We start from the raw sequence: 17,949 nt of genomic DNA, 5'->3' as shown, positions 1-17,949 counted from the left end.
CTGCCAATGTTCACCCGACCTTCCCTCCTCGCCAGCGCTATCGCGCTAGTGACCACAGGCACCAGTTTGCAGACCATCGCACAACCTGTGGAGATGAATGAACTGGTGGTAACGGCATCAGGCGTTGAGCAGAAAGTCACCGACGCGCCAGCAAGCATCAGTGTCATCGGAGAGGAAGAGCTGAGACGGGCGCAGTACTCAAACATTGCCCAGGCGCTGGATAACGTGGAAGGTGTTGATATTCGACAGAATACGGGTAAAACCGGCGGCCTCAATATCAGTATTCGCGGACTGCCCAGCGAATACACACTGATCCTGATTGATGGCAGGCGCCAGAACCCGCCGGGTGATGTTACCCCGAATGGATTCGGGGACACTTCCACGAGTTTTATCCCCCCCATGTCTGCCATTGAACGAATCGAGGTGATCCGTGGTCCCATGTCGACACTTTACGGCTCCGATGCCATTGGCGGCGTAGTCAATATCATCACCAAAAAGGTCTCCGACCAATGGGCAGGATCGGTAACCCTGGAACACACCTTCCAGGAAGATCGGAACTATGGTGACAATGGCAAGGTCAGCTTCTACACCAGCGGGCCGCTGGTTGAAGACCGGCTGGGACTCGCGGTACGCGGTAGCCTGCTTGATCGCAGTGCTTCTGACCTCACCTTTGATAATGGTGAGGAAGCCCCAAAGCGGGGTGTGGCACCGGTAGAGGGTCGTAACAGCAACCTTGGCGCCCGCCTGACCCTGGTACCAGTGGATGGCCACGAGGTTTACCTGGATGTTGAGCAGGGTCGCCAGGTTTATAACAATGATGAATGCCAGTTAGGTACCCTGGATGGACGCAACCGCAGTTGCGCTCCGGATCCCGGCGTGGCGAACGGCTACCAGGACGAGCTGCGCTTCAATCGTGACCAGTTTGTCCTTGGTCATTCCAGCCAGCTGGGCATTGGCACCTGGACCAACGACCTGACACATAACATCACCGAGACCGAGGGCCGAACCCTGCCCGGGGAACTGGGCGAGGCCTATGACGCGCCTTACCAGGACCTGGTTGCCGGTGAAGACCGGGAGCTGGAATCCAGGGATACGGTTTTCGATACCAGGCTGGTCGCGCCGGTTACCAATGATCATATCGTGACAGTGGGTGGCCAGTACCGTGACAGCCGATTGAAGGATGGCCTTGCCGGGACCACCTTCGAGCAGGATTCCTGGGCCCTCTTTGCGGAAGATGAGTGGTACCTTCGGGACGACCTCGCGCTCACCCTGGGTGGTCGTTATGAAGACCACGATGCCTTCTCGGGTCACTTTACCCCCCGTGCCTACCTGGTGTGGAACACCACTCCGAGCTGGACCCTGAAAGGTGGTGTAAGTCAGGGGTACAGAACACCGGACATCAATGATCTCCATGACGGGATTAATGGAGTGACCGGTCAGGGAGAGGAAATTACCATTGGTACGCCAGGCCTTGAGCCGGAGAAAAGTACCAACTACGAAGTCGGTGCCTATTACGATAATCTCAGTGGCTTCAAGGCAAATGCCACATTGTTCTACAACCGGTTTGACGACAAGATTGACGATGGCAATGACGTCGTTATCTCAGGTGACAGCCAGATCCCGGATGGCACCTACAGCCAGCTTGCCAATATCGGCAAGGCCGAAACCCGTGGTATCGAACTCGGTTCCAGTTGGCGATTTGCCCCGGACTGGTCGGTGCGGGCCAACTACACCTTTACCGACAGTGAGCAGAAGAGTGGTGAAAACGAAGGCGCACCGCTGACCAACACACCGGAACACATGGTCAATGCCCGTCTCAACTGGTCGGCGACACCAACGCTTGATCTTTGGGTGTCCGGCGAATATATGGACAACCGCACCCGCTTCCTGAAAAAGCGTGAGAACTACAACACAGAAGAACTGGCCATTGATAAGGCGGTTGGCGACCTGGACAGCTATGCCCTGTTCCATCTGGGGGGAAGCTATCGTGCCACCGAAGCGGTGACACTGACCGCAACCATCTATAACGTCTTCGACAAGGACTTCCTGTCCGGAAGTGCCTACAGTTACGTAGATAGCGATGGCGTTACCCGCAACGAGTGGGCATCGGACTATATCTATCAGTACCGGGGAATGGCCAGTGGGGGCCGTGTAGAGGAAGGTCGTCGTTTGTGGTTGTCCGCGACGGTCGACTTCTGAGTGTAACCACCGCTCCTGTAAACCTTCTATGAAATACCCGGCATTACAGGGAGATTATCCCGGGATGCCGGGTTTTCCTTTTCCGGCCCTGGCGCGCTAGCATAGCGGAACCTTCCAGACTCCGGAGTCCTGCCAATGTACCGACCATCTTTGTGCTTCCTCTTACCCCAGGCTCGTTCTTCCTCCGTATGGTCAGGCCTTGTTCTGGCAGCCTTGCTGACCCTGACCGGCTGCAGCACGGTTTACTACAACACGATGGAAAAGCTCGGCTTCGAGAAGCGGGATATCCTGGTCGACCGGGTAGAGGACGCGCGGGATTCACAGGATGGAGCCCAGGAAACCTTCCGCTCATCCCTTGAGCGTTTTCAGAGCGTGGTGGAAACCCCGGATACACCCTTGAAGGAAAAGTACGAAGAGGTCCGGGATGCCTATGAAGACAGTGAAGCAGCCGCCCAGGATGTACGGGACCGGATTGATTCCGTGGAAGATGTCGCGGCTGCCCTGTTTGATGAGTGGGAGGATGAGCTAAGCCGCTATGAAAGCCAGTCCCTGCGTCGTTCCAGTGAACAGAAACTTGTGGAAACCCGGCGCCACTACGATCAGCTGATTACCCGCATGCATGATGCCGAAGACCGCATGGAACCGGTTCTGCAGGCTTTCGAGGACCAGATGCTGTTCCTCAAGCACAACCTGAACGCGCAGTCCATTGCTGCCCTGGAGAGTGAGCTTGGCCGAATCCGCCAGGACGTGGATTTGCTGATCCGTGAGATGGAAGACGCTATTGCTGAGTCGAATGCGTTTATCCGGCGTTTTGGTGATCAGTAACAGGGTCAGCTAATTGAGATCTATCAGGAAAGGGGTCGGAGGATCCCTTTTTTGTGCTAAATCAATTTTGGTGTCGCTAGTTGTTGAATGGCGTTCTGGAGAACAAGGGGCGTTGCTACTATGTTAATGAAACCTCAGTAATGCTCCAAAAAACAGGGAGAGCAGCCATGAAAGTATCCACCGCCATCATGCTGACCGCGGGCCTCATGGCCGGGTCTCAGCTGGCCTTTGCCAACAGTGAACTGCGGGACCGGGCATCCGGTATGTTCAGTGCCGTTCCCAAATATCCACCCGTTATCGATGGAAATGAGCTGACCGCCGCCAAGGTGGAACTGGGCCAGATGTTGTTCTTTGAGCCTCGCCTGTCGTCCAGCCACCTGATCAGCTGCAACACCTGCCACAACGTGGGTATGGGTGGCCATGACTACCTGCCCACCTCCATTGGTCACGGCTGGCAGAAAGGACCGCGTAATTCACCGACTGTGTTCAATGCGGTCTTCAACAGTGCCCAGTTCTGGGATGGCCGCGCCGCCGACCTGGCCGAACAGGCCAAGGGACCGGTACAGGCAGGCGTGGAAATGAGCAGCACACCCGAGCGGGTCGTGTCCACGCTTTCCTCGATGCCGGAGTATGTGGAACGATTCGAAGACGCCTTTCCGGGGGAAGAAAGCCCGGTGACCTTCGATAATATGGCCACGGCTATCGAGGCCTTCGAAGCTACACTGATTACACCGGACGCGTCCTTCGACCAGTTCCTTCGCGGAAATGACAATGCGCTCAATGCCGAGGAGCAGGAGGGACTGGCCCTCTTCATGGACAAGGGGTGTGCCGCCTGTCACGGAGGGGTCAACTTTGGTGGTGAAGGCTATTATCCGTTCGGCCTGGTCACTCGACCGGGTGCAGAGATCCTGCCGGAGGGTGACAAGGGTCGTTTTGCAGTTACCGAAACAGCTTCTGACGAGTACGTCTTCCGCGCTGCGCCCCTGCGGAATATTGAGCTGACAGCCCCCTATTTTCATTCCGGCGCCGTCTGGAGCCTGGAAGAGGCAGTGGCGGTTATGGGGACGGCCCAGTTGGGAACCGAGCTGAAGGACGATGAAGTCCAGTCCATCGTCGCGTTCCTGAAGACCCTGACAGGGGATATTCCGGAAGTTCGTTACCCGGAGTTGCCACCCAGCACTGACGAAACGCCTCGTCCGGCGCCCATGTCTGCGCTCGACTGAGGTCAGGGACGCAAATGCGAAGGGGAAGCCTGCGGGCTTCCCCTTTTGCTTTGGCCGAACCGGTATTCCACCAGCGTTAACCAGTGCGACGCAGATCGTCGCTTACCGGTTTCAGGGCCCGGGTATTGGTGCGGTTGCCCAGGAAGTCCGGGCGCGGCTTGTTGCCGCAGAAGGGTTCTGCCAGCTGGTTTTCCACACTGTTGAATACGAAGAACAGGTTGCTTCGCGGCCAGGGTGACATATTGGCGTTGGAAGCGTGCAGTGTATTGCACTCGAAAATGATCAGTGAGCCGGCAGGGCCAGTGGGCGCCTTGATGCCACCGGCATCCGCCATCTGCGCCAGGTCCCTGTCGTTAGGCACACCCAGTTCCTGTTTTTTCAGGGAGTGCTGGTAGTTATCCTCCGGGGTGCGACCCACGCAGGGGACGAATTTCTTGTGGGAGCCGGGGATCAGCATCAGGGGACCATTGAAGGGCGTGTTGTCGGTCAGGGCAATGGAGAAGCTGACCGCACGCATACGGGGCATGCCGTCCTCGGTGTGCCAGGTTTCGAAATCCGAGTGCCAGTCAAAGCCCTTGCCGTGGAAACCTGGCTTGAAGTTGATCCGGGACTGGTGAATGTACGCCTCACTGCCCAGCAACTGGTGCACCATGTCCAGGATTCCGGGGTCCCGGGTTAGCCGATCAAAGCGCTCCGATAACTCGTGCACACCAAAAACCGACCGGATTTCCTGCTTGCCGGGCTCGGTGATGGTGCCTTCCGCACGGAGAATGTCCGGATCGTTTTCATAATCCCTTAGGTCCTGGCGGAACCGGGCGACGGTTTCCTGGTCGAGGAAGTTCGGGAAGGCGAGAAAGCCGTCCCGCTCGTACCGGGCCAGGTCAGTTTCAGTCAGGGGGCCGCTGGTCCGGTCAGCGCCAGTGCTGTGCACCACCGGGTCCAGGCGGTCAAAAGACGGGGTTGGGCGTTCAAGACGACTGGGGTATAGATCTTGAGAACGAGTATCCATATTCGAACCTCCTTCCAGTAGGACTCGATTACTCAACTCACGCAGTGAATACGATTAAAATCCTTTAAAAATAGAAAGTTATAGTGATTCCGGAATGGCTTTAGAAACCTATGGCCAGTAGCCGGGATTTTCAAGGCCTGCTATTAGCGACAGAACCGCCATCCCGTGCCGGTCGTATCTCCGGTATATCGTTCAACTGGAGTGTAAAGGTTATGCAAACCCCTTTTTCAGCGACAGCTCGTGGTAGTTTCGGTCATCGGATGTGGGTATTTTTAACGATACTGTTACTTACCGGCTGCGCCGGGCCATCCATAGACGACTACCGGGACCGTGCTCCGACACTGGTACCGGATCAGTTTTTTCAGGGCTCACTGGTGGCCCGGGGGGTGGTGAAGGATTTCTCGGGCGAGGTGATCCGCACCTTTGATGCTGATATTGAAGCGAGCTGGAGCGAGGATGGCATTGGTACCCTGGATGAAGTGTTCCGGTTCGATGATGGTGAGGTTGATACCCGGGTCTGGACACTGATCCCGGAGGACGGTGGTTACCGGGCTGAGGCCGGTGATGTGGTGGAGCCAGGATTCATGACCTGGCGCGGTAATGCCATCAACATGAAGTATGTCCTGCGGGTGCCCTACGGGGACGGTACTATTGATGTGCGTATGGATGACTGGATGTACCTGGTAACACCGGACACGCTGATCAATGAAACGGCGATGACCAAGTGGGGCATTCCGGTAGGAGAGGTGGTCCTGGTCATTCGTCGTACCGGTTATTCTGACAACAACTGAAACTGACGCAGACAGGTAGTCGTTCCTATGTGGAAACAGTGGCTGACCGCCGCCTTGCTGGTGGTAATCGCAGTAGGGGGCGCCCTTGTCTGGCGCTCTATGGATTCCGGGCAGGAGGCGGACCAGGGTAGCGAAGCCTCGGCCAGTGCCGTAAACGTGGTGTTTCCCGAAAGGGATACGGTCCGGGATCAGGTCAGCGCCGTGGGCAGCCTGCAGGCCCAGGAAGCGGTGGAATTGACGACGGAAGTCAGCGGCCGGGTGGTGAAGCACAACCTGGCTGCCGGCCAGCGGGTGGATAAGGGTGAGCTGCTGTTGCAGCTGGACGATCGCCAGGCCACCGCCGATCTTCGCGTTATCGAATCTCAACTGGCCGACGCCCGTCGTCAGCTCGAGCGTGCCAGCCGACTGCGTTCCAACAACAGTATTTCCCAGTCCCAGGTGGACGAGCTGCGTACCGCCGTGGATGTCGCCCTCGCCGAGCGGGAGGCCGCCCGTGTCCGCCTGGAGAACCACCGGATAGTCGCGCCGTTCAGCGGCGTGCTGGGGTTATCGGACCTGAGCGTGGGCGCCTATGTGACCCCCGGTACCGCCATCACTAGCCTGGATGCGACAGATCAGATGGAGCTCACCTTCTCGGTACCTGAGCGCTTCCTGGGTCAGGTGTCCCTGGGCCAGGTGGTCCGCGGTAACTCCCCGGCGTGGCCGGAGGAACTCTTCCAGGGTGAACTCGTAGAGCTGGGCACCCGCATCAGTGAGCTGAGTCGTTCCCTGCCGGTCCGGGCGCTGATCGATAACCCGGAAGGTCGGCTGCGTCCCGGCCAGTTCATGTCTGCCAGCCTCACTCTGCGGGAGCGGGAGGCACTGGTGATTCCCGAGCAGGCGGTGCTGATCCGCGGTGATGACAAATACGTGTTTCTCGCTGAAGACGGCGTAGCCCGTCGCATCCGGGTGACCCTCGGCACCCGGATGCCGGGTCTGGTGGAAGTTGTCAGTGGTATCAGTGAGAGCGACCGGGTAATTATTACCGGCCAGGACCGCCTGAGCAGCGGTGACCAGGTGGATATCAAGGAAGAGGATAACGCGATACCGGACAATCGCTTCCAGGCCATGGAGTCCTGACCATGGTGCTGTCCGATATCTCCATCAAGCGCCCGGTCTTTGCCACGGTACTCAGCCTGCTGATCGTGGTGTTCGGGGTTGCTGCCCTGCTGGATCTGCCGGTGCGAGAATACCCCGACATCGATCCCCCGATTGTGTCCATATCCACCGATTACACCGGCGCGGCTGCGGAAGTGGTGGATACCCAGATTACCCAGATCGTGGAAGGCGCTATCAGCGGGATAGAGGGCATCCGCTCCATCGAATCCTCTACCGAACAGGGCGAGTCCCGCACCAGTATCGAATTCACTATCTCCCGGGACGTGGATATCGCCGCCAACGATGTACGTGATGCTGTGTCCCGGATCGCCGACCAGTTGCCCGACGAGGCGGACGCTCCGGTGGTGCGGAAGGCCGATTCCGATGCGCGTCCCATGATGTGGGTAACCCTGCGTAGCCAGGTCTGGGACAGCGCCGAACTCAGTGACTTCGCCGATCGGGTATTGGTCGACCGGTTGTCGGTGCTTGATGGCGTGGCGGATGTAAGGATTGGGGGTGAGCGTCGCTATGCCATCCGGGTATGGCTCGACCGGGACCGGCTTGCCGCCCGGAATATTACGGTGGCAGAGGTGGGGCAGGCCTTGCGGGCCAATAACGTGGAGTTACCGGCAGGATCCGTGGATTCTTCCACCCGGAACTTTACGGTGCGCGCCGAAGGGCGGCTTGGCGATGTGGAGCAGTTCCGCAACCTGGTGGTTCGTCGGGATGGTAACGACCTGATCCGGCTGGGTGAAGTGGCGAATGTGCAGATGGGCGTGGAGTCTGACGTCAGCCGATTGCGGGCGAATGGTGAAACCGCCATCGGCATGGGGGTTATCCGCCAGTCCAAGGCCAACACCGTGGCTGTGTCCGATGCGGTGCGGGAAGAACTTGTTCATATCCGGGAAACCCTGCCCCCGGAAGTCACCATTACCGAAAGCTACGACGAATCCATCTTCATCCGTGCCTCCATCAAGGAGGTGATCATCACCCTGACGATAGCGGTCTCCCTGGTTATCCTGGTGATTTTCCTGTTCCTGCGCTCCTGGCGAGCGACCCTCATTCCGGCGGTGACCATTCCGGTGGCCGTAATCGGTGCCTTTATCGGGCTGGGTTTCCTGGGCTTCTCCATCAACGTGCTGACACTGCTGGCGATCATCCTGGCCATAGGCCTGGTGGTGGATGATGCCATCGTCATGCTGGAAAACATCCAGCGTCGTATCGATAACGGTGAACCACCCCTGCTGGCCTCTTTCCGTGGCGCCAAACAAGTGGCCTTTGCCATCATCGCAACCACGCTGACCCTGGTAGCGGTGTTCATCCCCATTTCCTTTATGGGCGGCAATATCGGGCGACTGTTTGCCGAGTTTGGCTTTACCCTGGCCGCTGCGGTGGTGTTCTCCAGCTTCGTTGCGCTGACCCTGGCTCCCATGCTGTGCTCCAAGTGGCTGCGGCACAGTCCGGAGTCTGCCGAAGGCCACCGGCTGTGGGCGGCCAGCGAGAAGGTACTCAACGGTCTGACCAGTGGCTATGCCCGCATGCTCCGTTTCTCCCTGCGTCAGCCCGGGCTGATTATCGGTCTGGGCCTTGTTGGCCTGGTGGTGGCCTTTGTGGTCTTCCCGAAACTGCCCCAGGAACTGGCGCCCATTGAGGACCGGGGTGTCATCATCATGCCGACAGATGCACCCCGTGGGTCGACGGTCGAGTATACCGACCACTATGTGCGCCAGGCGGAAGAGAGGCTTCTGCCCTACCTGGACGAAGGTATTGCCAACCGGCTGCTGTCCATTGTTGGTTTCCGGGATGAGGAGGACAACGCCTTCATGATCATGGGGCTGCAGCAATGGGACCAGCGTGATGTGAAGCAACAGCAGATCACCAGTGAGATCCGTGACAAGCTGTCCGATATTTCCGGGGTGCGGGTGATTGCGGTCAATCCGCCGGGCCTTGGCCAGCGTGGTTTCAACCAGCCGGTAGAGTTCGTGGTGGCTGGTCCGGACTACGATGCGGTCCAGCAATGGAGCGAGGAAATCGTCAGCCGGGCGAAGGAGAACCCCCGGCTTCTGAGCGTGGATACCGACTTCGAGCTGACCCGTCCGGAGCTGCGGGTCACCATTGACCGGGAACGGGCCGCGGACCTGGATATCACCGTGGAGGATGTGGGCCTGACCCTGCAGACCATGCTGGCCTCCCGCCAGGTTACCACCTACCTGGACCGGGGACAGGAGTATGACGTCATCGTCCAGGCTAGTGACGCTAACCGGGCCACGCCGACTGATCTGAGCCAGATCTTCATGCGGCCCAGGGAGGGCGGCGACCTGATTCCCCTTGCGGCCCTGGTGAGCCTGGAGGAAATCGGTGCCAACCCCGATCTGCGCCGTATTGACCGGTTGCCGGCGGTCGTCATCAGCGCCTCGCTGGCGGATGGCTATGACCTGGGCAGTGCCCTGACTTACCTGAACAACCTGGCAGCCGATAACCTGCCGCCGGAGGCACGGATCAGCTATAAGGGCCTGAGCCAGGAGTTCCAGGAATCCTCCAATGCCATCTACCTGACCTTTGGGTTGGCCTTCGTCATCGTCTTCCTTGTGCTGGCCGCCCAGTTTGAAAGCTGGATCCACCCCCTGATCATCATGCTTACGGTACCCCTGGCGGTCACCGGCGCGTTGATGGCCCTGTTCTGGTCCGGTATCAGCCTGAACATCTACAGCCAGATCGGCATCGTGATGCTGCTGGGCCTGATGGCCAAGAACGGGATACTGATGGTGGAGTTTGCCAACCAGTTGCGGGATGAGGGCTACAACGTACGGGATGCCATCCTGGAAGGCTCGATCCTGCGCTTCCGACCGGTTCTGATGACCACCATATCCACCGTTTTCGGTGCAGTCCCCCTGGTGATTGCCACCGGCGCCGGTGCCGAGAGCCGCGCGGCTATTGGTATGGTGATCCTCGGTGGCCTGGTGTTCGCCACCACCCTGACCCTGTTCCTGATCCCGGTGCTGTATGACCTGCTGGCACGCTTTGCCAAGTCGGCTAATGCTGTGGAGCAGGAGCTGGACCGGCTGGAAGCAGAGTCAGGAGCATAACGCGTATCACCAGTATCCAGTGCCCCGTCTGCCTGGTAAGCAGACGGGGCACTGGGCCAGGCCGACCGGGTTCTGAGGTGTTCGGGAAGTTGCCAGGTAAGCAGGTACTCACCGTACACCGTTGGCTCGCCAACCCTGTGGATAATTTATTGGAAAAACCACGGATAACCTTTGGAAACATTAATAAAACTCTTTTTTAATCAGTTAGATATATCTTTTTTTCTGGACTGGAAAAGCCCTAAAAAGTGTGGATAACTTTCTTGAAAACTTTTCTGAACAGACGTGCTCAATCGCCTGAATAGCATGAGGTTTCGGTTTTTGCTTACCCCGGAAACAGGCTGATAAATCTCCGGATTTGATGAAAGTGGCGGCCTGTTGTTGGTCGCCCTTTCGTTACTGGTTAAAATTTGCCCATTTCGACTGCAAATTCTTACTCAAGGCGGTATACTCGCCGCCCTGTTTTATCCCCCGATTTCTGAGGTGATTCCGTGGATTTTCCGACCCGTTTCGACGTCATTGTCATTGGCGGTGGCCATGCCGGTACCGAGGCCGCCCTGGCCGCGGCTCGTATGGGCTCGCAGACACTGCTGCTGACCCACAACATCGAGACCCTGGGGCAGATGTCCTGCAACCCGGCCATTGGAGGCATCGGCAAGAGTCACCTGGTGAAGGAAATCGATGCCCTCGGCGGCGCCATGGCAAAGGCGACGGACCACGCCGGCATCCAGTTCCGCGTGCTTAACAGCCGCAAGGGCCCGGCGGTGCGGGCTACCCGTGCCCAGGCGGACCGGGTGCTGTACAAGGCGGCGATCCGTGAAATCCTGGAAAACCAGCCCAACCTGATGCTGTTCCAGCAGGCCGCCGATGACCTGGTGGTGGAAAACGACCGGGTCACCGGCGTGGTCACCAACACCGGTATCCGCTTCAACGCGAAGACCGTGGTGCTGACCACCGGTACCTTCCTGGGCGGTGTTATCCACATCGGCATGCAGAACCACGCCGGAGGCCGCGCCGGGGATGCGCCGGCCAACGCCCTGGCGAAACGATTACGGGAACTGCCCTTCAATGTCGGCCGTCTGAAAACCGGCACGCCGCCGCGCATCGATGCCCGGTCCGTGGATTTCTCCGCTATGGATGAACAGTGGGGCGACAACCCGACGCCGGTCATGTCCTTTATGGGTTCTCGTGACCAGCATCCCCGCCAGGTGTGCTGCTACGTCACCCGCACCACTGCCGAAACCCATGACATCATTCGCAGCGGCTTTGACCGCTCGCCCATGTTTGCCGGCGAGATTGAAGGCGTGGGTCCGCGTTACTGCCCGTCGATCGAGGACAAGGTGAACCGGTTTGCAGACAAGGACTCCCACCAGATCTTCGTGGAGCCGGAAGGGCTGAACACCCACGAGCTCTACCCCAATGGGATTTCCACCAGCCTGCCGTTTGATATCCAGATTGCCGCTGTGCGCTCGATTCCGGGCTTCGAGAACGCCCATATCACCCGGCCGGGCTATGCCATCGAGTACGATTACCTGAATCCCCAGGACCTGCGTCATACCCTGGAGACCAAGTTTATCGGTGGGCTGTTCTTTGCCGGCCAGATCAACGGCACCACCGGCTATGAAGAAGCCGGTGCCCAGGGCCTGCTCGCGGGTTTGAATGCTTCCCTACAGGCCCAGGACAAGGAACCCTGGTACCCGCGGCGGGACGAAGCCTATATCGGCGTGCTGGTGGATGACCTGATCACCATGGGCACCTCCGAGCCTTATCGTATGTTCACCAGCCGCGCGGAATACCGCCTGATCCTGCGTGAAGACAACGCCGACCTGCGTCTGACCGAAGCTGGCCATCACCTGGGCCTGGTGGATGAGGCTCGCTGGCGCCGCTTCAACGACAAGCGTGAAGCCATTGCCACAGAACGCCAGCGCCTGGAGACCACCCGTATTCACCCCAATACGCCCCAGTCCTCCATTGCCGATGGTCATCTAAAGCAGCCAATGAACCGGGATAACACCCTGGCGGAGCTGCTGCGTCGGCCGGAGATCAGTTATAGCGAGATTGCTGAGATTGGCGGCCAGCGTGCCGGCGCCGACGACGTTGAGCAGCAGGTGGAAATCGAGATCAAGTACGAGGGTTATATCTCCCGCCAGGAGGACGAAATCGAGCGTCTGCGTCGCAATGAGGAAACCCGGCTGCCGGATGACTTCGACTTTGATGCGGTGGGCGGCCTGTCCAATGAGATCCGCCAGAAACTCAAGGATGTGCGTCCGGAAACCATCGCCCAGGCCTCCCGCATCCAGGGTGTAACCCCGGCCGCGGTCTCCCAGTTACTGGTGCACCTGAAAAAGCGGGACCTGCTCCGCAAGCAGTCGGCCTGACGGAGGGCCGGCATGAGCGACGCATTATGGCAGCGGCAGTTGTCCGATGGACTGGCCGCCATGGAACTGGGCTTGTCCACAGGCCAGCAGCAACAACTGCTGGCCTTTCTGGCACTGCTGAACAAGTGGAACCGGGCCTATAACCTCACTGCGGTGCGGGAGCCCCGCCAGATGGTGCCCCGGCAACTGCTCGACAGCCTGACCCTGGTGCCCTTCGTCAGCGCGGACCGGGTATTGGACGTGGGTGCCGGTGGTGGCCTGCCGGGGATTCCCCTGGCGATTGCCTGCCCCGGGCGTCAGTTCACCCTGCTGGACAGTAACAGCAAGAAAACCCGCTTCCTCACCCAGTGCAAGCTGGAGCTTCGGCTGGATAATGTGGAAGTGATCCATGGCCGGGCCGAGGACTGCCAGCCATCGCAGCCCTTCCGGCAGATCACCTGCCGGGCGTTTACTGCGCTGCCCAACCTGGTGACCTGGTGCGTAGACCTGCTGGCGGATGATGGCCAGTTCCTTGCCATGAAAGGTCAGTTCCCGGATGATGAAGTGTCTTCCCTGCCGGCAGGCTGGCAGCTGGCCGAACACCATCCACTGGACTACCCGGGCTGCGATGGGGAGCGGCATTTGCTGGTAGTCAGCCGGACTTCTGCACCAAAGGATTCCACAACAGGAGGCTAGCCATGGCTCGCGTCATCGCCGTGACCAACCAGAAAGGAGGGGTCGGCAAGACCACTACCTGCGTCAATCTGGCGGCATCCCTGGCAGCCACCAGGCGGCGTGTCCTGCTGGTGGATATGGACCCCCAGGGGAACGCCACCATGGGCAGTGGTGTGGACAAGAACGGTGTGCAGCTGTCCGGCTATGACGTTCTGACGAAGCGGGCCGGTGCCAGCGAGGTGATCGTGTCGGTGGAAAACGGCGGCTTCGACCTGCTGCCGGCCAATGGCGACCTGACTGCCGCGGAAGTGGAGCTGATGAACGAGATCGGCCGCGAACACCGCCTCCGGCTGTGCCTCAATACCATTCGCGAGAACTACGACTATATCCTCATCGATTGCCCGCCTTCCCTCAACCTGTTGACCGTGAATGCCTTGTCGGCTGCCGATACCGTGCTGATTCCCATGCAGTGCGAGTACTATGCACTGGAAGGCCTGGCGGCCCTGATGAACACCATTGAGCAGATCCAGGAGACAGTGAACCCGGACCTGCAGATCGAGGGCATCCTGCGCACCATGTACGATCCCCGCAACAGCCTGACCCTCGACGTGTCCGGTCAGCTGTCGGAATACTTTGGCGACAAGGTCTACAAGGCCGTGATACCCCGCAATGTGCGGCTGGCAGAGGCGCCGAGCTACGGACTGCCCGCGCTCAAGTATGACCGCGCTTCCAAGGGTGCGGTGGCTTACCTGGCCTTGGCCGGTGAGATGGTCCGGCGCCATGGCAGCCGCAAGACGACCGGCAGCGTTGCGGTGTAACATAGGGCAGCTTGAACGACCGACGAATTCTTCATTGTGGATAAATGACAACGACCATGGCGGCAAAGAAACGAGGATTGGGTGAACGGGGTCTCGGTGCCCTGCTGGCGAACTCCCGGGTAAGCCTGGAAGAAGAGCCTCGCAGCCAGGATGGCGAGCTGCGGGAAATTCCCATCGACCTGATCCAGCGGGGCCGTTACCAGCCCCGTCGTGACATGGACCCTGCTGCACTCCAGGAACTGGCGAATTCCATCCGGCAGCAGGGTGTGATGCAACCCGTCGTCGTGCGGCCCATCGACGAAGGTCGATACGAGCTGATTGCTGGTGAACGCCGCTGGCGCGCTGCCCAGATCGCCGAGCTGGACCGTTTGCCCGCCATCGTCCGTGAAGTGCCGGACGAGGCTGCCATTGCGATGGCGCTGATCGAGAACATCCAGCGGGAAAACCTCAACCCCATCGAGGAAGCCTTTGCCTTACAGCGCCTGCAGGACGAATTCGGATTGACCCAGGCTCAGGTCGCCGAGGCTGTCGGCAAGTCCCGCACCACCATTACCAACCTGCTGCGTCTGATCGGATTGTCAGAAGACGTCCGGATCATGCTTGAGCATGGCGACCTGGAAATGGGCCATGGCCGGGCCATGTTGTCCCTGCCGCCGGAGCAGCAGCTTCAGGTTGCCCGACAGGTCGTTGCAAAGTCCCTGTCCGTTCGTCAGACCGAAGCGCTGGTGCGTCGGATACAAACTGAAACCCCGGGTACCAGGAAAAATCGCAAGGGTGCGGTTGATCCGAATATCCGGGCCCTGCAGGACGACCTGGCTGAACGTCTTGGCGCCCGGGTATCCATCGACCATGGTCAGCGTGGCAAGGGTAAACTGGTTATCGAATACAGTTCACTGGACGAGCTGGACGGAATCCTGGGCCATATCCGTTAATGGCGATTTTAACCTGCCTTCCCTGAATTTCTCTTTTTGAAACAGGATTTCATATTGAATACCACATCTCGTGATGGGATGGGGAGTCAGGCACAACTTGTGCAATTCGCGTCATAAAGCTGCCTGAAGTGGCCAAAAAACCGCCATATTTTCGCGCTTGTTGAGTTGAACAGCTTTGGGTTAACACATATAATTCTCGCGCTTGGAATAGCGGCAGGTTTTTAGTCATGGCAAGGTCCGGACATCGTCTTAACCGGGTGCCGCTGCTCCGCTGGCTGGTCATTGAGAGTACAGCCATCGTTGTAATGGCCCTGTTGTGGGCTACTCAAGGTCGTTTGGCCGGTTATTCCGCCCTGGTTGGCGGTCTTATTTTTCTGGTGCCGAACACCTGGTTTGCCTACCAGGTATACAAGGTTGAAGGGGCACGTAACATGTCCCGGATGGTAGGCAACCTGTTCAGGGCGGAGTCGGTCAAGATCGCCCTCACCGCAGTGTTTTTTGCGGCCGTTTTCAACTTGATGGAGCCGATCCATGTGCCGGCTCTGTTATTCACTTTTGCTGTGATGGTTGTGATGGGCGCAGCCCTGCGCTGGTTCATGCGGCCAAGACCACAGCGATGACTGGACGAGAAGCAGTATGGCAGCTGATACCCCAGTAGATTACATAAAACACCACCTCACCAACCTGACCTATGGCAAGTTGCCCGAAGGCTATGAGCGTGCGGACGGCTCTGTGGTCGAGGAGACCACCTGGACCATGGCCCGTACCGCCCAGGAAGCCGCCGATATGGGCTTCATGGCCGTGCATGTGGATACCATGGGCTGGTCCATCGCCATGGGCGTGCTGTTCCTCGGTCTGTTCGGTTTCGCCGCAAGGAAGGCCACGTCCGGCCAGCCCGGTGGTCTGCAGAACCTGGTGGAAATGACTGTCGAGTTTGTGCAGGGCATTGTCCGTGACGTTTTCCATGGCAAGAACCCGCTGATTGCACCGCTGGCGCTGACCATGTTCGTGTGGATCCTGCTGATGAATACCCTCAAGCTGATCCCGGTTGACTACATTCCCACCATCGCCCATGCCATGGGACTTGAATACTTCAAGATTGTTCCGACGACCGACCCCAATGGAACCTTCGGTATTTCCATCGGTGTATTCCTGTTGATCCTGTTCTACAGCTTCAAGGTCAAGGGACCGGGTGGCTTCCTGAAAGAGCTGTCATTCACGCCGTTCAACCACTGGGCGCTGGTGCCCTTCAACCTGGTGCTGGAACTGCTGGCGCTGATCATCAAGCCCGTCAGCCTTGCATTGCGGCTGTTTGGCAACATGTACGCCGGTGAGGTTGTGTTCATCCTTATCGCTCTGTTACCACTGTGGATCCAGTGGACGCTGAACGTGCCCTGGGCGATCTTCCATATCCTGGTGGTTACCCTGCAGGCCTTTATCTTTACAACGCTGGCTGTGGTCTACCTCAGCGCAGCACACGAAGACCACTGATACATTTTCAATCAATAAACCTTAACCATCTGAGAAAACTGAGGAGCCTTCAATGGAAATGGTATTTATCGCAGCTGCACTGATTATCGGTCTGGGTGCCCTGGGCGCTGGCATCGGCTTTGGTCTGCTGGGCGGCAAACTGCTCGAGTCCACTGCACGTCAGCCGGAAATGGCTAACCAGCTGCAAACCAAGACCTTCATCATGGCCGGTCTGCTGGACGCGGTACCCATGATCGGCGTTGGTATCGCGATGTACCTGATCTTCGTTGTTGCTGGTTAATTTCGGCCGTCAAGGACGGGCGCCAGAGAGCGGCGCCCGGTTTTACGGACACCAGGACGCAACGAATAGCTAGAGGTATATTGCCGTGAATATAAACCTTACGTTGATAGGGCAATCGATTGCCTTCGCTATTTTCGTCTGGTTCTGCGTCAAGTACGTCTGGCCTCCGATTACCGAGGCCATGAACGCACGCCAGAAAAAAATAGCCGATGGTCTGTCTGCTGCAGACCGCGCTTCGCTGGACCTTGAGCTGGCCCAGGAAAAAGCCGCTCAGGAACTGCGCACCGCGAAGGAAGAAGCCGCTGCCCTGATCGAACAGGCCAACAAGCGGGCAAGCCAGATTGTCGAAGACTCCAAGGGCGAGGCTCGTGCCGAGGGTCAGAAACTCATCGATCAGGCCCACGCCGAAATCGAGCAGGAGCGCGTCAAGGCGCGTGATGCCCTGCGTGCCGAAGTGGCTGCCCTGGCGGTCGCCGGTGCCGAGAAGATCCTGGAAAAATCTGTCGATGCCAACGCACACAGCGAGATGCTGGACAAGCTCGCTGCCGAACTTTAAACGAGGTTCATCATGGCAGAACTGACAACGCTGGCACGCCCCTACGCCCGGGCAGCCTTCGAGACCGCCGAGAGCCAGGGAAGCCTGGCTCACTGGTCCGAAGTGCTGACACTGGCCGGACAGGTGGCCGCCAACAGCGACGTGAAAGAGCTTCTCGCGCATCCGGGTGTCGACCGGTCAACCAAGGCAGACATCATTCTGGAATTTGCCGGCACCGAGGTTTCTGAACCGGTCCGCAACTTCTTCGCCATTCTCGCTGAAAGAGGCCGTCTCGCGCTGCTTCCGCAAATTTCCGAATTGTTCCGCAAGTTCCGTGCGGACCTGGAACGCACTGTCGAGATTGATGTCACCGCAGCCTTCGAGCTGACGGAAGAACAGCAACAGAAACTGGCCGAGGCCCTGTCAAAGAAACTCGAACGACAGGTCACGCTTTCCACCCAGGCAGACCAGACCCTGATCGGCGGCGTTATCGTGCGCACCGGCGACATGGTGATCGACGCCTCTGTACGTGGGAAGCTGGAAAAACTCGCCGACACACTGGGCGCCTGATTTCAGCACAAGGTTTGAGGACAA

General features: G+C 58.7%; 16 protein-coding genes. 15 read left to right on the top strand and 1 reads right to left on the bottom strand.

The window, feature by feature from the left end:
- Positions 1 to 6 precede the first annotated feature (6 nt).
- From MLC59_RS05165 to MLC59_RS05155, 3 genes are all read left to right on the top strand, one after another.
- Complete coding sequence (locus MLC59_RS05165; RefSeq protein WP_248231575.1) at positions 7 to 2,199, top strand: TonB-dependent receptor domain-containing protein; 2,193 nt, start codon at positions 7 to 9, stop codon at positions 2,197 to 2,199.
- A 135-nt stretch (positions 2,200 to 2,334) separates the two neighbouring features.
- Positions 2,335 to 3,024, top strand: a complete 690-nt coding sequence (locus MLC59_RS05160) for a DUF2959 domain-containing protein (RefSeq protein ID WP_427901701.1) — start codon at positions 2,335 to 2,337, stop codon at positions 3,022 to 3,024.
- Positions 3,025 to 3,191: 167 nt separating this feature from the next.
- Complete coding sequence (locus MLC59_RS05155; RefSeq protein WP_248231574.1) at positions 3,192 to 4,247, top strand: cytochrome-c peroxidase; 1,056 nt, start codon at positions 3,192 to 3,194, stop codon at positions 4,245 to 4,247.
- A 76-nt stretch (positions 4,248 to 4,323) separates the two neighbouring features.
- Here MLC59_RS05155 and thpD read toward each other — a convergent pair whose 3' ends face one another.
- The gene (thpD, locus tag MLC59_RS05150) at positions 4,324 to 5,256 is read right to left on the bottom strand and encodes an ectoine hydroxylase (protein WP_248231573.1); all 933 of its coding nucleotides are present in this window, start codon (positions 5,254 to 5,256) and stop codon (positions 4,324 to 4,326) included.
- 260 nt (positions 5,257 to 5,516) lie between these two features.
- On the opposite strand from thpD, the gene MLC59_RS05145 reads away from it, so the two are divergent.
- The 12 genes from MLC59_RS05145 (at position 5,517) to MLC59_RS05090 (ending at position 17,925) form a co-directional block, all read left to right on the top strand.
- On the top strand, positions 5,517 to 6,047 hold the full coding sequence (locus MLC59_RS05145) for a DUF3833 domain-containing protein (protein WP_248231570.1): 531 nt from the start codon (positions 5,517 to 5,519) through the stop codon (positions 6,045 to 6,047).
- Positions 6,048 to 6,074: 27 nt separating this feature from the next.
- Positions 6,075 to 7,166 (top strand): efflux RND transporter periplasmic adaptor subunit, encoded by a 1,092-nt coding sequence (locus MLC59_RS05140; protein WP_248231569.1) that lies wholly within the window; start codon positions 6,075 to 6,077, stop codon positions 7,164 to 7,166.
- Positions 7,167 to 7,168: 2 nt separating this feature from the next.
- Positions 7,169 to 10,270: an efflux RND transporter permease subunit gene (locus tag MLC59_RS05135; RefSeq protein WP_248231568.1), complete on the top strand. Its 3,102-nt coding sequence runs from the start codon at positions 7,169 to 7,171 to the stop codon at positions 10,268 to 10,270.
- Between the two features lie 488 nt (positions 10,271 to 10,758).
- A complete protein-coding gene (mnmG, locus tag MLC59_RS05130) occupies positions 10,759 to 12,645 on the top strand; it encodes a tRNA uridine-5-carboxymethylaminomethyl(34) synthesis enzyme MnmG (RefSeq protein ID WP_248231566.1) in 1,887 nt (628 codons plus the stop codon).
- Between the two features lie 12 nt (positions 12,646 to 12,657).
- Positions 12,658 to 13,320 (top strand): 16S rRNA (guanine(527)-N(7))-methyltransferase RsmG, encoded by a 663-nt coding sequence (rsmG, locus tag MLC59_RS05125; RefSeq protein ID WP_248231564.1) that lies wholly within the window; start codon positions 12,658 to 12,660, stop codon positions 13,318 to 13,320.
- Positions 13,321 to 13,322: 2 nt separating this feature from the next.
- Positions 13,323 to 14,117, top strand: a complete 795-nt coding sequence (locus tag MLC59_RS05120; protein WP_248231555.1) for a ParA family protein — start codon at positions 13,323 to 13,325, stop codon at positions 14,115 to 14,117.
- Between the two features lie 56 nt (positions 14,118 to 14,173).
- Positions 14,174 to 15,049: a ParB/RepB/Spo0J family partition protein gene (locus MLC59_RS05115; RefSeq protein WP_248231553.1), complete on the top strand. Its 876-nt coding sequence runs from the start codon at positions 14,174 to 14,176 to the stop codon at positions 15,047 to 15,049.
- Between the two features lie 257 nt (positions 15,050 to 15,306).
- A complete protein-coding gene (locus MLC59_RS05110; RefSeq protein ID WP_248231549.1) occupies positions 15,307 to 15,669 on the top strand; it encodes an ATP synthase subunit I in 363 nt (120 codons plus the stop codon).
- A gap of 16 nt (positions 15,670 to 15,685) precedes the next feature.
- Positions 15,686 to 16,540: a F0F1 ATP synthase subunit A gene (atpB, locus tag MLC59_RS05105; protein WP_248231545.1), complete on the top strand. Its 855-nt coding sequence runs from the start codon at positions 15,686 to 15,688 to the stop codon at positions 16,538 to 16,540.
- Positions 16,541 to 16,592: 52 nt separating this feature from the next.
- Complete coding sequence (atpE, locus tag MLC59_RS05100; protein WP_091850834.1) at positions 16,593 to 16,820, top strand: F0F1 ATP synthase subunit C; 228 nt, start codon at positions 16,593 to 16,595, stop codon at positions 16,818 to 16,820.
- An 85-nt stretch (positions 16,821 to 16,905) separates the two neighbouring features.
- The gene (locus tag MLC59_RS05095) at positions 16,906 to 17,376 is read left to right on the top strand and encodes a F0F1 ATP synthase subunit B (protein ID WP_248231543.1); all 471 of its coding nucleotides are present in this window, start codon (positions 16,906 to 16,908) and stop codon (positions 17,374 to 17,376) included.
- Positions 17,377 to 17,388: 12 nt separating this feature from the next.
- Entirely contained in the window at positions 17,389 to 17,925 is a 537-nt protein-coding gene (locus MLC59_RS05090; protein WP_248231540.1) for a F0F1 ATP synthase subunit delta, read from the top strand.
- The last annotated feature ends 24 nt before the right edge of the window (positions 17,926 to 17,949 follow it).

Source organism: Marinobacter bryozoorum (genome assembly GCF_023156245.1).
Lineage (GTDB): Bacteria > Pseudomonadota > Gammaproteobacteria > Pseudomonadales > Oleiphilaceae > Marinobacter > Marinobacter bryozoorum.
The sequence above is the reverse complement of the archived record's forward strand: the minus strand, read 5'-3'. Positions and strand labels throughout refer to the sequence as shown.

Bases quoted from the DNA above. Each gene is read 5' to 3' on its own strand.
- MLC59_RS05165 (WP_248231575.1), top strand. From the start codon at position 7: ATGTTCACCCGACCTTCCCTCCTCGCCAGCGCTATCGCGCTAGTGACC.
- MLC59_RS05160 (WP_427901701.1), top strand. From the start codon at position 2,335: ATGTACCGACCATCTTTGTGCTTCCTCTTACCCCAGGCTCGTTCTTCC.
- MLC59_RS05155 (WP_248231574.1), top strand. From the start codon at position 3,192: ATGAAAGTATCCACCGCCATCATGCTGACCGCGGGCCTCATGGCCGGG.
- thpD (WP_248231573.1), bottom strand. From the start codon at position 5,256: ATGGATACTCGTTCTCAAGATCTATACCCCAGTCGTCTTGAACGCCCA.
- MLC59_RS05145 (WP_248231570.1), top strand. From the start codon at position 5,517: ATGTGGGTATTTTTAACGATACTGTTACTTACCGGCTGCGCCGGGCCA.
- MLC59_RS05140 (WP_248231569.1), top strand. From the start codon at position 6,075: ATGTGGAAACAGTGGCTGACCGCCGCCTTGCTGGTGGTAATCGCAGTA.
- MLC59_RS05135 (WP_248231568.1), top strand. From the start codon at position 7,169: ATGGTGCTGTCCGATATCTCCATCAAGCGCCCGGTCTTTGCCACGGTA.
- rsmG (WP_248231564.1), top strand. From the start codon at position 12,658: ATGAGCGACGCATTATGGCAGCGGCAGTTGTCCGATGGACTGGCCGCC.
- MLC59_RS05120 (WP_248231555.1), top strand. From the start codon at position 13,323: ATGGCTCGCGTCATCGCCGTGACCAACCAGAAAGGAGGGGTCGGCAAG.
- MLC59_RS05115 (WP_248231553.1), top strand. From the start codon at position 14,174: ATGGCGGCAAAGAAACGAGGATTGGGTGAACGGGGTCTCGGTGCCCTG.
- atpB (WP_248231545.1), top strand. From the start codon at position 15,686: ATGGCAGCTGATACCCCAGTAGATTACATAAAACACCACCTCACCAAC.
- atpE (WP_091850834.1), top strand. From the start codon at position 16,593: ATGGAAATGGTATTTATCGCAGCTGCACTGATTATCGGTCTGGGTGCC.
- MLC59_RS05090 (WP_248231540.1), top strand. From the start codon at position 17,389: ATGGCAGAACTGACAACGCTGGCACGCCCCTACGCCCGGGCAGCCTTC.